This is a genomic window from Desulfobacter hydrogenophilus (assembly GCF_004319545.1).
Taxonomy (GTDB): Bacteria; Desulfobacterota; Desulfobacteria; order Desulfobacterales; family Desulfobacteraceae; genus Desulfobacter; species Desulfobacter hydrogenophilus.
In genome coordinates this window covers 4,872,086-4,886,901 of record NZ_CP036313.1, presented here as the reverse complement: position 1 = coordinate 4,886,901, position 14,816 = coordinate 4,872,086, and the positions used below count along the sequence as shown (strand labels likewise).

The window sequence follows — 14,816 nt, the reverse complement described above, 5'->3', positions numbered from 1 at the left end:
GGCACATAACATGATTCGCTACATTCTTTTTTTTCCGGGCATTCTTTTGCTTTTTTCCTGTGGCGCGAAAACCACTGTAATCCTTTTGCCTGAACAGGATAATAAAGCAGGTGCTGTCATTGTAGCAAATGACACGTCCTCCATAACGCTGGAAAAACCGTATAGCTGCGCAACGGTCGGCAAAGCACAATCAAAAATTGATACAAAAATAATTGAAAAGAATAAAGTTGAGAATGAATATAAAACGCTTTTTCAGACAGAACCGTTAAAACCGGTCTCTATTCTTCTTTATTTTGAATTTGACTCGGATCGTTTGCAACCTGGGTCTGCCGCGTTAATTGACAATGTACTTAGATTAGCTAAAGAGCGGGAACCCTCTGAGATCAGTATTATTGGCCACTCTGATTCCAAGGGTAAGGCAGATTATAACTATAAGCTGGCCCTGGACCGGGCCAAAGTCGTGGAAAAAATTATAAAAGATGCAAATATCAATTTGATAAATATGTCGGTTACCTCCCACGGTGAAAATGATCCTTTAGTGATTACGGGTGACGATGTATCAGAAGAAAAAAATAGAAGAGTTGAAATAATGGTCAAGTAGACGCATAGACGCGGAGTCTTTTTGAAAGCCGAAGCCGATTTTGAAAACGCTTTCCGGAGCAGTATGTCACAATGGTGGCAACTTACGGTTGTTTTATTCATAACACTGGTTCTGTGTATAGGCGCATATACCCAACGCGCCGTATTTAAAAACGCCGATAATTTTTTTTATGACTTGTTGCTTCAAACCACCGCAGCGGGAAACGTATCAAGCCGGATCACCATTATCGATATTGATGAAACCAGCTTATCAGCCGTCGGGCAGTGGCCATGGCCCAGATACTTGCTGGCTAAACTTGTCAAAGAGTTGTTCGACAATCAACCTGCCGCCATGGGGCTTGATATACTGCTTCCTGAACCGGACCGCAGCTCACTGAAAAATATTCAACTGCAATTCCGGAAAGATTTCGCCCTTAATCTTGGATTTACAGGGGTCCCGCCTGCAATGCAGGATAACGATTTATACCTGGCGCATATTTTCAGGCAGGCTGATATCGTAGGTGCCAGGTATTTTTATTTTGATCATTTCAACAAAAAAGCATCCCCTTTACGCGTTCCTTTCGATGTTGTTGATAAATCAGGGTGTTTAAACGCCAATCAGGCTGAAGGCGTTCTGACCAATACCCCGCAAATTGAAACGGCGCTTAAGTATACCGGATTCCTTAACAGTCAATCGGATATGGATGGTTTGTTAAGATCTACGCCCCTTTTGATTTCATTGAAAGGTCAAACGTTTACGAATCTATCTCTTTCGACTTTTTTAAAAGCCCACAATGTTAAGAAATTAGAAGTATTAGAAAATTTTTTTGGTCTTTATATAAAAGCAGATAAATACAAGATACCAATAACACGGGACGGATATCTCCATATGAGATTCTCCGGTCCGGGCAGAGCTCATAAATTTATCGGTGCTGCTGATATTTTAAATCAGAACTATTCCCCGGCTGACATCCAGGGTAAAATTCTTTTTATCGGGTCTTCTGCAACCGGTTTGAATGATATCCATCATACTGTTTTTGACCCAAGCTACCCGGGGTTGGAAATCCATGCAGCCATATTAAGCAGTATTTATGAAAATCGTCAGGTGATTAAACCCATCTGGTCACACGCTTTTATTTCCGGGGGCTTAATGTTCACCGGCATTCTCATGATGTTTCTGCTTTTTTTTTCAGCCTCTCCTATGGTTCTTTTAGCAGGAACCATGGTTTGGGGCAGTATTTTGTTGATATCAAGCTTGCTTTGTTTTATTAAAATATCCGTGTTTATTTCTCCTGTGCTGCCATTTATTTTAACGGTTTTTACATTTGTTTTTACCTCTTTTGTGCGTTTTACAGGCGCCAGGAAAGCCTCTTTCGCCTGGTTTAAAAAATTGGCTCAAGCCCAGCAATTTACCATAAAAACCATTGTTGGCCTTGTTGAAACACGTGACCCGGAAACCGGACAGCATATTGTGCGAACCCAAAAGTATGCAAGGGCCTTGGTCGTTCATTTAAAAAAGTCCGGATTATTCCCGGATATTTTGACGGATGATTATATTGAGACGCTTTACCACGCTTCACCGCTCCATGATATCGGTAAAGTCGGTATCCCGGACAGAATTTTATTAAAGCCCGGTAAATTGACTGATGAAGAATTTGAAATTATGAAAACCCATTCTTCTATTGGAAGAGATACGCTTCAAAGAACCGGAAGGAATGATCAGGGTAATTATTTTTTAAAAATGGGCGCACTGATTGCCGGCTCGCATCATGAACGGTGGGACGGTAAGGGGTACCCGGACGGTCTTTGTGGCGAAAACATTCCACTTTGTGGCAGAATCATGGCCATTTGTGATGTTTATGATGCGCTGATTAGTAAACGATGTTATAAACCTGCCTTCTCCCATGAAAAAGCGATGAACATCATCCTTGTGGGGAGAGGGTCCATGTTTGATCCCCAATTTATAGATGGATTTTTCGCTATAGAAGATACGATTAAATTAATCGCAGCCAGGCATAAAGATTTATGATAACAGCCATGGGTTGGCCTGGTCTATCGATCCCCAGACTCAACACATAAAAAAACATGAAAGTAACTTAATAACTTATTGGGACTTTTTTATAAATGTTGGATACAAAATCTTTCTTTTTTTATTTTTTATACGGAGGGCCTTTGCAATATCGGACCTGTGTTGATATAATTTTAGCCTATGAATATTGAACCTTATGTAAAATTTCCTTTCTCAAAGGGTTCCGCCTTGGTGCCGTTCATTGCCCTGATACTGGTTGTCATGCTGTTGACAACGGCCCCGGGCCGGGCTGCAGAAACCTATTCCCGTTCGGACCTTGTCCGTTTCCAGAATCGTATTATTGATTATCGTTCCCGGATTAATCCGCGATTTAAAAAAAAGGTGCGTCCCAAAACCCGGCTGATCATCGTGCATACGTCCGAGTTGGGACTGAAAAGTACTTTACGGGTGGTTTCCAGGGGAAAGCGGTTTGAAAACGGCCGTACCACACCCGGCGGGCATGCCAATTATGTTGTTGCCAGGAACGGGACGGTTTACAGAATTCTGGATAAAAAATACAGGGCGGATCATGCCGGCCTGTCCATGTGGGACGGGGTCTCCAATGTTAGCGATATTTCGGTGGGCATTGAATTTATCGGCTACCACTATGCTCCCCTGACCACCAGCCAGTACGCATCTGCGGGGGTGTTGTTGTTTATCCTTAAACGGGCCTATGGCCTTCAGGATAAAGATATTTTGACCCACAGCCAGATTGCATACGGCAGACCCAATCGATGGTTTTCCAAAAATCACAGGGGGCGTAAACGATGTGCGAAAAATTTTGACAGAACCCGGGCAGGGCTCGGGCCAACCTGGCCGTTTGATCCTGATGTCAAGGCTGGTCGCCTTACACCGGATCCCATGCTGGCCCAGGTTTTTTATCCTGTCCCCGGTGCTGTTGTTTCTACCGAGAAAAAAGTGCCCCAATCCCTGGTGTCTGATGTGATTTCAAAACAGAATTCTGCTTGGGCCATTGCCGGTGAAGATTATGATGCCCCGAACACAGTCTACGTTCTGCCCGGCGGAAAAACCCTGGCCGGTGACAGGGTCGCTTTAAATTGGGGCTGGGACCGTGTGCCTGCGGGTACAAAGGTGCTGCTCAACCAGGAGACGGAACAAGTTCGTGAACAGACTAAAAGCATCATAAAAATTATTTCCGGGCGGATGACGGCCTGGTCCCATGCGGGCGGGGCTTACCATGCTGCCTCCACCATTTATTTTCTTCCCTCTGGTCGGATTTTAAACGGGCGCGTGATTTCGGACTGGGATGATCTGCCGCCAGGCACCCGTCTGCTGGTGGGGTATAAGGGCCCCTTTAACGTTACAAAATCTAAAACTGCCTATAGGATTGCCGGTGCAAAGTTCAAAGATCCGGGAACCATTTACCATATTCCGGGCCGGGGGCCGGTTCCGGGTAACAGGGTTCCGAATTTCAGCGATTTGCCCAAAGGAACAGGTGTTTACCTGCCAATTGCCGGTTAATGGCCGGTAAGGCTCGCACGCAAAATAAAACCGTCCATATGACTTGCCTTTTAAGCCGTCTTCTGCGTTGCGTCACTGGACATCAGGAACAATATGATTACAGTAACGCGCCTTGAATACAACTTAAAATCTTAAGTTATATTTGGACGATTTTAATCTGATCCCAAGCCTAACTGAAAATCGTTTTTTCCTGAGCCGCTTTATCTCATGGTTTACGCAATGCCATAAAACGATTTTTGATATATGCGAAAAGCCGCTTCCAGTCCTGGAGGCATAAGGCCAAAAAAGCCCCTACCGTGCCAGCCGATGCCATACCCACAGGGCACCCCTGTTGCCCACAGAAGGGACAGACCGAAAAAGCTGCATAAAGGCCGGTAAATCCGAACCATGAGGCAAAAATTCGGAACAGACGGCCAAACGGCGACAGTTTTAGTTTTTTGTTATCATTATCAAGGGATTGAATTTGAAAAGTATTTTTTTTCATAATAATAAAGTCGTTAATTCTGATTTTATCAAAGGGGTATCTATGATGTATTTTATCAGGACCAATATCACACCCGAAGAACGATTGATATGGGAAAACTCAAATCCCGTTAGGGCAAGTTTTTGTTTTAAAGGAAAAACGCAAAATGTTTGAACTGCCTGGAATCCCAGTATAGGTTATGATATAACCTGTGCGGTCGTGATAGGTGTGTTTTAATGAAAGATTAATGGCAACGGGTTGGATTTTTAAAAGAGTAGATAAGGGCTGACCGGTTGTGTCCGTGTTGGTCGATGTTCATGCGTATTATCCCAGGAAAGTGTTATTTAGCGTGGAAAATAAGAATTACAGTTTAGAAAAAAATTTTTTGTGTTTGAGAACCGAATGCGGAGAGTATAAATTTCAGATCAGCGGGGAGACCGGGAAGGGTGATGCCGAACGTATTGCAAAGACGATGACCGGTGAAATGGAAAAAGCCGACAATGCTCTTGGCCGACAAAATAAGCCCACTCCATACGTCAAGCTGTTGTTGGCTAATCTGAACCTGGCAGACAAGTATGTCAAACTTCAAAACAGATATGATGAACTGCTTAGAGCCCATGAAACTCTTAAAATTCGTCCCGGCAATCCTGTTGATGCGCCTGACTCTCCAGAGCCAACACCTGTAAAATTCGATGAAAAAAAGCCGCCAGTCAACCAAGATAATGATATCTTCGATTTGACCCTTGAGTTTAGTGCGCCTTCGTTGCCTACATCCGAAGTAACCGATATTCATAGGAAAGCGTCTGACCAAGAGAAACCCGATGAAAAAACAGTGCAAAAAAAAGTTACCCCCGGGCCTTTGGTAACACAGGTCCTGGATACCTTGAAAAAGGCCAGAGATGTCCAGCATAACATTTTGGAGACACCGGAAAAAAAGGTAAAACTTACAGATTCTGTCCGGCCGGATTCAACTAAGCCGGTAAACAAGTCCTTACCCCGGGGAAATGTTCAGGACAATTGTGGTGGCGCGAGCGGCCTGCCTTCCCTGGATTTTCTTGAAAAGGGCGGTCAGCAAACCGTTGTAGACCATGAAGCTATCAGACGTGATGCTGAGCTGCTGGAGCAGAAACTGGGATACTTCGGCATCAAGGGCGAAGTCATGGAGGTGCTGCCGGGTCCTGTGATCACCACCTTTGAGTACAAGCCCGCCCCGGGGATCAAGATCAGCAAGATCGTGAATCTGGCCGATGATCTGGCCCTGGCATTAAGTGCATTGAGTATCCGTATCGTGGCGCCCATTCCGGGCAAGGATGTCATTGGCATTGAGATTCCTAATCCAGCCATGTGTGTTGTCCCTTTCAGGGATATCGTGGGCGTTTCCGATTTTGATGAAATCAATTCTCCTGCACCCATCTGCCTGGGCAAGGATATCATTGGAAAACCCGTGGTGGTGGGACTTGAAAGAATGCCCCATCTGCTTATTGCCGGGGCAACGGGAACCGGCAAAAGCGTGGCGCTTAACGCCATGATCTGCAGCATTTTGTATAAATCCACCCCAGACCGGGTTAAGTTCATTATGATTGATCCCAAGCGCATTGAACTTTCATTGTTCAACGATATTCCGCATCTGATTACGCCTGTGATCACAGACATGAAAAAGGCCAATATTGCCCTTCAATGGGTGGTCAGGGAAATGGAACAGCGGTATGAGAAGCTGGCCCAGCTTCATGTGCGGAACATAGAGCAGTATAACGATAAAATCCGGACCACTGACCTGTCGGATATGGACGAGGAATTTACCCCCTTCCCCTATATTGTGGTGATTATTGACGAGCTGGCAGATCTGATGATGACCGCCAGCAAGGATATTGAATTTTCCTTGACCCGCATTGCCCAGATGGCCAGGGCTGCAGGCATCCATATGATTCTGGCCACCCAGCGACCTTCCGTGGATGTGCTCACCGGCATTATCAAGGCCAATTTTCCCACCCGGATTTCCTTTCAGGTGTCTTCCAAGACCGACTCCAGGACCATCATTGACGCCAATGGTGCGGAAACCCTTCTGGGCCGGGGCGACATGCTTTTTGTGCCCCCGGGTACGGCACGGCTTAAACGGGTCCATGGCACATATCTGTCCGAGCGGGAATTGAGCGCCATCACAGCATTTGTCAAGGCCCAGGGAAAACCCGAATACATTACGGATGTTATCACGGAAAAAGAAGAACCCCAGCACGCAGTGGTATTTGACGATGATGAGTATGATGAAAAGTACCAGCAGGCCCTGGACTTTGTTATATCCACACGCCAGGCATCCATATCCGGGGTGCAACGGGCCTTAAGGATTGGTTACAACCGGGCCGCACGCATCATTGATCTTATGGAAAAACAGGGGATCGTCGCCTCTTCCGACGGTGTCAGGCCCCGCCAGGTGATTGGGAATATTGACTGATTTGAAACCCTTATTAATGAATAATATGACATTACCGCAGATGCGGGCGTTGCCCAAGCTTGTTACTGTCCGTTCTTTTTTTTTAATACTGCTGTTTTTGTCATTGTTGTGCGGTTTCTCGGTAGAGGCGGCGGATAAAAAAACGTCAAAAAAGACACTGCCCTTCTCTCCGGGAGAACAGCTTGTATATCAGATTCGTTGGGAGACGGTTGAGGCCGGCGTTGCGTCCTTTTATGTTCTCCCCGTGACAAAGCTCGACCAACAACCTTGCCGACACTTTTCATTGAAGGTGGAAACCTCTCCATTGGTGGATGTCGTCTATGAAGTTCGTGCCAAGCTTGACTCTTATACGGACCTTGCCCTTGGCCATTCAATTCGTTATGGCAAAAAAGAGACAGGGAGTGAACCACGCGATATCCTGGTGCAGTTTGACTGGGAAAAACGTATAGCCAGGTATTCAAATTTCAATGCCGGCAAAAAGCCTATAACGATTCCTCCCGGTACATTTGATCCCCTTGCGGCATTTTATAAATTACGTTGTATGGATTTAGGCACCAAAAAGGAGATCAAATTTCCCATCACTGACGGGAAAAGATCTTTTATGGGCCGGGCAAAGGTTCTGGGAAAAGAGACCATCACTTGCTTTAATACCACCTATGATACCTATGTGATTGAGCCTGAGCTTATCCATTTTGGCGGTGTGTTTGAAATAAGCGATAAGCCCACTTTGCGTTTATGGATTACCTCGGATGAAAGGCGTCTTCCGGTCCGTATCCAGTCTAAAGTGATTGTCGGTTCAATCATTGGTGAGCTTGTTTCTGTGCGATAACAGCGGATAGCGACATTATGACATGCATGCATGGGTTCCCAACCGGCTTTTTCAGGAGCAGATAATTAAAGGGGGCAAAGCCAAGAATTGACATTAAATGATAAAGATTTTCAGACTGCCCGATACTGGGCGGTTGTTGGGTTTGCGGGGAACTTTGGATTAACGGTTCTGAAGGGTTGGGCAGGCATTGTGTCAAACTCTAGTGCTATGGTTGCGGATGCCGTACATTCTGCTTCGGACATTTTTGCATCCGTGTTTGTTTATATCAGCCTGAAAATTGCCCAGAAACCCCCGGATAAAGAACATCCTTACGGCCACGGCAGAGCGGAGGTGATTTCTACCCTGGTGGTGGTGGGCATGCTGGCCGCGGCAGGTGTCGAGATTATCAGAACTGCCATCACAACAATCCGGCATGGATGTCTCGATACCCCGGGAAATGCAGCCATATATGCGGCAATCTTGTCAGTTATAGTCAACGAGCTGATGTTTCAGTTCACATACAGGGCCGGAGTGAAAACCAACAGCCCGTCAACCATTGCCAACGCCATGGATAACAGGTCAGACGCCTTTTCGTCCATTGCCGCTTTGATCGGTATTATTGGTGCCAAGTTAAAATATCCTGTTCTGGATCCTGTGGCCGGTATTGTGGTGGCCCTGTTCATATTCAAGATGAGTTATGATATTGCCATGGACGCGGTGGCACAGATCATGGACGAATCTGTGGGTGAGAACAAAGTTCAGGAAGTGACAAAGCTTGCGCTCGCCGTCAACGGGGTGAACAACGTGCATGGAATACGGATGCGCCAAAGCGGGGCTGTTTTTCTTGTGGATCTGGACATTGTGGTGGATCCAAAGATTACTGTGCAAATGGCCTATGACATAGGCGAGTCGGTCCGGGAGATGATCCGGGTGCACATGGATAAAGTCAGTGATGTCCGGGTACATATTGACCCTTCAGATCTAAAAAGGAAAGTCCTGTGAGGTATCTTGTTCCGGTTTTTTTTCCTGGGATTTTTCAGCCGTTTTGTGCACCAGGTTTCCATCCACATAGATGGCTTTATAAGGCAGGGTAGGACAGGCGTGTTCACATCCGCCGCATCCCACGCAGATGGCTTCATTCATCTTGGGAATCACAAGACTGCGGCCCGCGGCATTAATATAGGGTACCATGGTAACGGCCTTGGTCGGGCAGTGCTCGGAGCAGGCCCCGCAATTGGTGTTGTCCGTATAGACCACGCAATTCTCTTTGATAAATTTGGCCACGCCCACCTGGGTCTGTTGCTTTTGCACGGTTGTCAGGGCCAGGATGGCACCGCTTGGACAGATGTTTGAACAGACGGTGCAGTCAAAATCGCAATGTCCCCTGTTAAAATTCATCTGGGGTTGCATCATGTTGGAAACACCAAAGGCAAATACCGAAGGGGTTAAAATATTCGAGGGGCAGGCTGATACGCAAAGGTGACAGGCGGTGCAAATGGATGTGTATCTTTCAATACCCCCGGAGCCCGGCGGTGAGAGTGGGCAGGTTTTATTCTCGACAATGGTGGTGGGCCGGGCCTGTCTTGGCGGAGAGTTGGGTGTGGCATTGACCCTGCCGGCAGCCATACCAAGGCTGCCGGTCGCCAGGGTCAATATGAAGCTGCGGCGGTTTTGGCCGGCGTTTTTGTGGATGCGGGGCTGCAGATTCCTCCTAAAACGCGACTGGTATACCATGGCCTGGTCCGGACAGGCGGAAAGGCAGTTAAAGCAACCAACGCAGCGGCTGACATCCACTTGTTTTGTTTTGACATCAATGCATTCTGCTTTGCAGACCCGCCGACATTCTCCGCAGGACCGGCAAAAATTGGCATGGATGCCTACCCGGACTATGGAGAATTTTGAGATCAGGCCCAGCAGGGTTCCCACCGGGCAAAGGGTGTTGCAGTAAAGGCGCCCGTGCCGGGCGCTCATCCAGCCCACAAGGATAACGCTTGCCAGGGCAATGCTAAAGGAAAGTGGTGCAACAGCCTGCAGTCTGATCCGGAACAGCACGTGATTCCCTAATGTTTCTTCCAGGGAAACGCTTACGTTGTTTAAAAAGATGACAACGGGCTGGAAAAGATGAGTCATCATCCTGCCGAAACTGCTGAATGGATCCAGCAGATTGAGCATAAGCGTGGCGCCTGCCGCAAAAAAGAGGAGGGTTGCCAAAAGTATGCTATACCGCAGCATATTGCGGGGTGGGCTGTACCTGAATCCCGGGCTTTTTGTCTTCTTGCCTGGGGATGCACTTTTTGAAAATACCCTTGATATCACATCCTGGAATATACCCAGGGGGCAGATAGCCGAACAATAGATTCGACCAAATATAAGCGTGATCCCAAGCACCACCATGAACCCGGCAGCACCGACGGCTGCATGATTCATAAATTTAAGCAATGATGGGATGAACTGTAAAAAGAGCAGTTTGTCGGCAAACATCCGGATGCCCGTATTCCAGATATCAAGAAAGAGCAGGGTTGTGCCCATGAAAAAGGCAAGGGCAAGGCATACGCGCAACGGCTTGAGGACGAGCGGGTTCATCTATAATTTGATTCTGTTGATGGCAAGGTGTTTAAGGTTCATCTGCCCAAGATTCATCTGTGAGGCAATCTTAATATGGCGGATATCACCCGGCTCCATACCGAACAGTTTTGTTGCGGCGGCATCCGCAGCCACAGGATCCCTGGAGACCACCTGGGCCTTCATCGAGACCACGTCATTGACACCGACGCCTCTGGGACCGTTGCGCTTCATCACGTTGTAGGCATCCACCACCGTGAGATCCGGTTTACGAAAAGAGGAAAAATCTGCGATACATTGGTGAAGGTCGTTGCGGTGCCAGAACCACCGGTCCCAGACCACGCCCATGAGATTTTTCATGCCGATGGTGAGCATGGTAGAGCTGTGGTGCTTTAGGATCGGTACATTGATGAACACGTCTGCGTCCAATAGGGCCTGGTGCACTTCGGCTTCTTTCAGGCGCAGACCTGATGGGACGGTAACCGTTTTGTAATATCCTTGGCTGTCGCCGGAAATCATTTCTCCGCCCGCCTTTTTTACGGCCGCGTCAATACCGCTGTTTTTATAGCATCTGCGCCAGTTGTCGCAGGTATGATCGAACACGGAGACCTTAGATGCTCCTGCGTCAAGGCACTGGGCAATAATAGCCCCCACAAGGGCAGGGTGGGTGTTACCGGCCCGCTCTGGCGGTACATCCCAGCCGATATTGGGCTTGACCAGAACCCGGCTGCCCCGGGGGACAAAGGTGCCTATCCCGCCCAGGGCATTTATGGCTGCATCAAACATGGTGTCCGGTTCACCCCCCCTCACCGCCACCAGGTCATACGGGAGTGAAGACGCGTTGGAAGGTGTGCTCCAGAATCGGTTGGCCTTGGGAAAGGCGAGAAAGGAGCCTGCAGCAATCCCGCTAGTGATGGCCTTTTTAAAAAAATCCCGTCTATTCATGATAAGTCCTCCTTATTTTAAAGTCTATTGCAGGAACATTATCCTGGAATTGGGCGGCGATCTCAATAAATTGTTTTTCAATTTCAATAAATGCATCAACAACACGGGGGTCAAAATTCTTTTCACGCCATTCCAGAATAATTTCCTTTGCCTTGTCATGACTGAAAGCTTCCTTATACACCCGCTTGTTGATCAAGGCGTCATACACATCTGCCACCGCCATCAGTCTGCCGGAAATGGGTGTCTTATCGCCGGCAATTCCTTTTGGATAACCAGTGCCGTCCCATCGTTCGTGATGGGTTAGGGCTATTTCTGTGGCGAGATTGAGAAATGAACTGCTACCCAGACGCTCTTCCGTGATTCTTAGCGTTTCACCGCCCAGGGTTGTATGCGACTTCATGATCTGAAACTCCTCATCCGTCAATTTTCCCGGCTTGAGCAGAATATTGTCAGGAATACCGACTTTGCCGATATCATGTAGCGGGGCCGATTTATACAACAGGTCCACTGTATCATCATTCAGTTTGCTTCGAAAATCGGGATGACCCTGTAAATGCTTTGCAAGGGCCTTGACATAGCGCTGGGTCCGGAGAATGTGGCTTCCGGTCTCATTGTCCCGGGTCTCAGCCAGCGAGGCCAGCGACAGAATCGTAACATCCCTTGTCTTCGCCAGCTCTTCCGTGCTGTGCTTTAATCCCTCCACCATCAGGTTGGTGTGCTTTGCCATCACACCAAACTCATCGTTGCTGCTGATCGGGACATGAACAGCGAAATTTCCGCCTGTGGCTTCCTGGAGAACAACTGTCTCCTTGTCCAGAAAATTTCGAAAATTCCTGGAATAGGCGTATATCACGGTGAACATATAGAGCAGGATCACCCCCACCACGAATCCCACTTCGGTCATGATATATCGCTGGGCGTCCGCCACCGGAATTTCGTTGCCGATTTTGGCCATCCACTCCAGGTCCTTGTTAATCACCAGGAACATGATTCCGGCTGCCAGGAGCATACAGGCAGAGCTGAACAAAACCAGTTTCTTGGGATGGGAGAAGAACTGCAGGTCCGGTTCAATCCAGTCCCCCGAGGCTTCCAAACGGCGATTTAGAACCCACTCCTTCTCAAGACTGAGATCAATGGCTGCAAAAAATCCCATCAGGAATAAAGCGAAAACAATCTTCAACCCGCTTCCCAGGGGAAAACTGTAATAGACGGTGTTGAATAGCATGATGATAATGCCGGAAAGAAAAAAGGATCCCAGATCGAATTGAAACACCCGGATGGACTGCTTTTTGAGAAGCGTTTTCTCTATGGCTTTATTAAAGACCATGACCTGCAGCAGATAGAACAGCGCCATGGTCACGAAGATAGGTGCCAGTAGTTGAAGGATGGTCAGGGACTCCAGAAATGGACAGACCTGGCCGCCATATATTCCGAGGATCACGAACGCCACTATATAATGAATTGTTCTTCGTGCCATTGTCTTCACCAAATTAAAGATGAATGTAAACCCTATTTTCTCCCAGATTTTAGCAAATATCAATGAAAAATGCCGATATTGAAGATTGAAACCAGTCGCGTCCAGCAAGTGAAATTCGTTCGACACCGGACAAGAACAGCCAGATCGGCATATTTTGTCCAACAACCTCATAAATCGGCTCTTTTCATTCCTTTATCCGTCACCTTAGCCGATCTTGATACGGCCGGATACAAAGGCAATCATATGGCTTTTTTTTTGGTTTTATAAGTGTTTTTTCATTTTTTAGGTTTATATGACATTTACAATAAGCTATTAAATTACTTTCATGTTTTGTGGTGACTTGAGCTGGGTTGCCAACAAACCAGGTTAGTCAATGGCTGTTATTCAAAAGTTCAGGGAGCGAAAGTCAACTACCCCTCGGCTGAAGACCTAGGGGCTTGAAAAGGCCCCAAAGTTGACCAGTCTAAGTGCTTCGAGCACTACGTTAGATCGGAAATAGGTACCCTGGGGTGCTTGCCAGCTCCAGGCTCTACGGCAAGTGGTTAAACAGGTTTAAGGGGTTAAGCAGGTGCTGCTTGCGCCAAACCCGATCATAACATTGACGAGGCAAACATTATCTTGGAAACAAGAGGATTTTAAAATTGAGCGTATTTGTTCTGGATACAAACAGAAAACCTCAGAATCCGGTACATCCGGCAAAGGCAAGACTGCTTTTGACAGAAGGGAAAGCTGCGGTTTTCAGACAGTTCCCTTTCACGATCATTTTGAAAGAGAAAGTCTTAGACGTGGAATCAAATCCATTGCGGATCAAGATTGATCCGGGCAGTAGAGACACTGGAATTGCCGTTATTAAAGACGATACCTGAGAAATTGTTTTTGCCATGGAACTGGGACATCAAGGCCAACAGATCAAAAACAATCTGGAATCGAGAAGAGCAATCAGAAGATCCCGGAGAAATCGGCAAACGCGATACAGGAAACCGCGCTTTGAGAACAGGACCAGGCCGGAAGGATGGCTGCCACCTTCATTAAAAAGTCGGGTTCACAATATCGAAACCTGGGTCAACCGGTTGTGCCGATTTTGCAATATTCAGGCAATTTCAATGGAGTTGGTTCGGTTTGACATGCAGAAGATACAGAATCCTGAAATATCCGGTGTCGAGTATCAGCAGGGGGAACTCATGGGCTATGAGGTACGGGAATACCTTCTGGAAAAGTGGGATAGACAGTGTGCCTACTGCGGAAAAACAGATATCCCATTGGAGATTGAACATATCGTTCCAAAATCGAAAGGTGGTTCAAACAGAGTCAGCAATCTGACACTGGCCTGTACGGAGTGCAACAGAAAGAAGGGGGACAAGCCGCTCGAACAGTTCCTTTCAAGGAAACCGAAACTGTTGAAGCGAATTCAAAAGTAGTCCAAAGTACCACTCAAGGATGCGGGAGCCGTCAATGCCACCAGATGGGACTTGTTCCGTACCCTGAAGAAAACCGGACTGCCGGTTGAAACAGGCTCCGGCGGTCTGACAAAATTCAATCGGACGACCAGGGAACTTCACAAAACGCATTGGCTCGATGCCGCCTGTGTAGGGAAAAGCATATCTGAAAAGATTTTTCAGATCGACAAGGCCGTGTTGATTGTAAAGGCAGACGCTCATGGCTCAAGACAGATGTGCAGAGTGAACAAGTTCGGATTCCCCCGAACAACAGCAAAGTCAACTGAGAAAAAAGTCAAAGGCTTTCAGACGGGCGACATAGTCAAGGCGGTTGTCACTTCCGGCAAAAAGGTCGGAACGTACATCGGGCGTGTCACTGTCAGAAAAAGCGGATCGTTTAACATTAAAACAGTAGACAAAACAGTGCAGGGCACTAGCTGGAAATACTGCAGGTTGCTTCACGCATCTGACGGTTATTCCTACAATACAACGTGCTAACGTCCGGTGTCTGGGCTACTAAATTATTATAAGGAGGGCGGCAATTCCT

General features: G+C 47.3%; 10 protein-coding genes and 1 pseudogene. 8 read left to right on the top strand and 3 right to left on the bottom strand.

Going from position 1 to position 14,816, the window contains the following annotated elements; translation table 11 throughout:
* The first annotated feature begins 10 nt into the window (after positions 1-10).
* The 6 genes from EYB58_RS21725 to EYB58_RS21695 all read left to right on the top strand — a co-directional run bounded on the left by EYB58_RS21725 (position 11) and on the right by EYB58_RS21695 (position 8,851).
* Positions 11-601: an OmpA family protein gene (locus tag EYB58_RS21725; protein WP_111959290.1), complete on the top strand. Its 591-nt coding sequence runs from the start codon at positions 11-13 to the stop codon at positions 599-601.
* A gap of 21 nt (positions 602-622) precedes the next feature.
* Positions 623-2,608 carry a CHASE2 domain-containing protein gene (locus EYB58_RS21720; RefSeq protein ID WP_242637480.1) on the top strand — a complete coding sequence of 662 codons (1,986 nt, stop codon included), beginning with the start codon at positions 623-625 and terminating at the stop codon, positions 2,606-2,608.
* Between the two features lie 180 nt (positions 2,609-2,788).
* Positions 2,789-4,129, top strand: a complete 1,341-nt coding sequence (locus EYB58_RS21715; protein WP_111959289.1) for an N-acetylmuramoyl-L-alanine amidase — start codon at positions 2,789-2,791, stop codon at positions 4,127-4,129.
* 812 nt (positions 4,130-4,941) lie between these two features.
* Complete coding sequence (locus EYB58_RS21705; RefSeq protein ID WP_242637479.1) at positions 4,942-7,041, top strand: DNA translocase FtsK; 2,100 nt, start codon at positions 4,942-4,944, stop codon at positions 7,039-7,041.
* Between the two features lie 25 nt (positions 7,042-7,066).
* Positions 7,067-7,870 (top strand): DUF3108 domain-containing protein, encoded by an 804-nt coding sequence (locus tag EYB58_RS21700; protein ID WP_111959300.1) that lies wholly within the window; start codon positions 7,067-7,069, stop codon positions 7,868-7,870.
* A gap of 87 nt (positions 7,871-7,957) precedes the next feature.
* Positions 7,958-8,851 (top strand): cation diffusion facilitator family transporter, encoded by an 894-nt coding sequence (locus EYB58_RS21695; RefSeq protein WP_111959283.1) that lies wholly within the window; start codon positions 7,958-7,960, stop codon positions 8,849-8,851.
* On the opposite strand, the gene EYB58_RS21690 is transcribed toward EYB58_RS21695, so the two are convergent.
* The 3 genes from EYB58_RS21690 to EYB58_RS21680 are packed head-to-tail and all read right to left on the bottom strand — an operon-like array spanning position 8,831 to position 12,833.
* Entirely contained in the window at positions 8,831-10,432 is a 1,602-nt protein-coding gene (locus EYB58_RS21690) for a 4Fe-4S binding protein (RefSeq protein WP_111959282.1), read from the bottom strand. The genes EYB58_RS21695 and EYB58_RS21690 overlap by 21 nt on opposite strands.
* On the bottom strand, positions 10,433-11,356 hold the full coding sequence (locus EYB58_RS21685; protein ID WP_111959280.1) for a DUF362 domain-containing protein: 924 nt from the start codon (positions 11,354-11,356) through the stop codon (positions 10,433-10,435).
* Positions 11,349-12,833: an HD domain-containing phosphohydrolase gene (locus EYB58_RS21680; RefSeq protein WP_170299820.1), complete on the bottom strand. Its 1,485-nt coding sequence runs from the start codon at positions 12,831-12,833 to the stop codon at positions 11,349-11,351. Before EYB58_RS21680 ends, EYB58_RS21685 begins: the two co-directional genes overlap by 8 nt.
* A gap of 641 nt (positions 12,834-13,474) precedes the next feature.
* Here EYB58_RS21680 and iscB point away from each other — a divergent pair.
* Both iscB and EYB58_RS23665 read left to right on the top strand, forming a co-directional pair.
* Positions 13,475-14,251, top strand: a pseudogene (iscB, locus tag EYB58_RS23670) (RNA-guided endonuclease IscB).
* Positions 14,252-14,302: 51 nt separating this feature from the next.
* Entirely contained in the window at positions 14,303-14,767 is a 465-nt protein-coding gene (locus EYB58_RS23665) for a hypothetical protein (RefSeq protein WP_207309104.1), read from the top strand.
* Positions 14,768-14,816 lie beyond the last annotated feature (49 nt).

Bases quoted from the DNA above. Each gene is read 5' to 3' on its own strand.
- EYB58_RS21700 (WP_111959300.1), top strand. From the start codon at position 7,067: ATGACATTACCGCAGATGCGGGCGTTGCCCAAGCTTGTTACTGTCCGT.
- EYB58_RS21690 (WP_111959282.1), bottom strand. From the start codon at position 10,432: ATGAACCCGCTCGTCCTCAAGCCGTTGCGCGTATGCCTTGCCCTTGCC.
- EYB58_RS21680 (WP_170299820.1), bottom strand. From the start codon at position 12,833: ATGGCACGAAGAACAATTCATTATATAGTGGCGTTCGTGATCCTCGGA.
- EYB58_RS21685 (WP_111959280.1), bottom strand. From the start codon at position 11,356: ATGAATAGACGGGATTTTTTTAAAAAGGCCATCACTAGCGGGATTGCT.
- EYB58_RS21715 (WP_111959289.1), top strand. From the start codon at position 2,789: ATGAATATTGAACCTTATGTAAAATTTCCTTTCTCAAAGGGTTCCGCC.
- EYB58_RS21725 (WP_111959290.1), top strand. From the start codon at position 11: ATGATTCGCTACATTCTTTTTTTTCCGGGCATTCTTTTGCTTTTTTCC.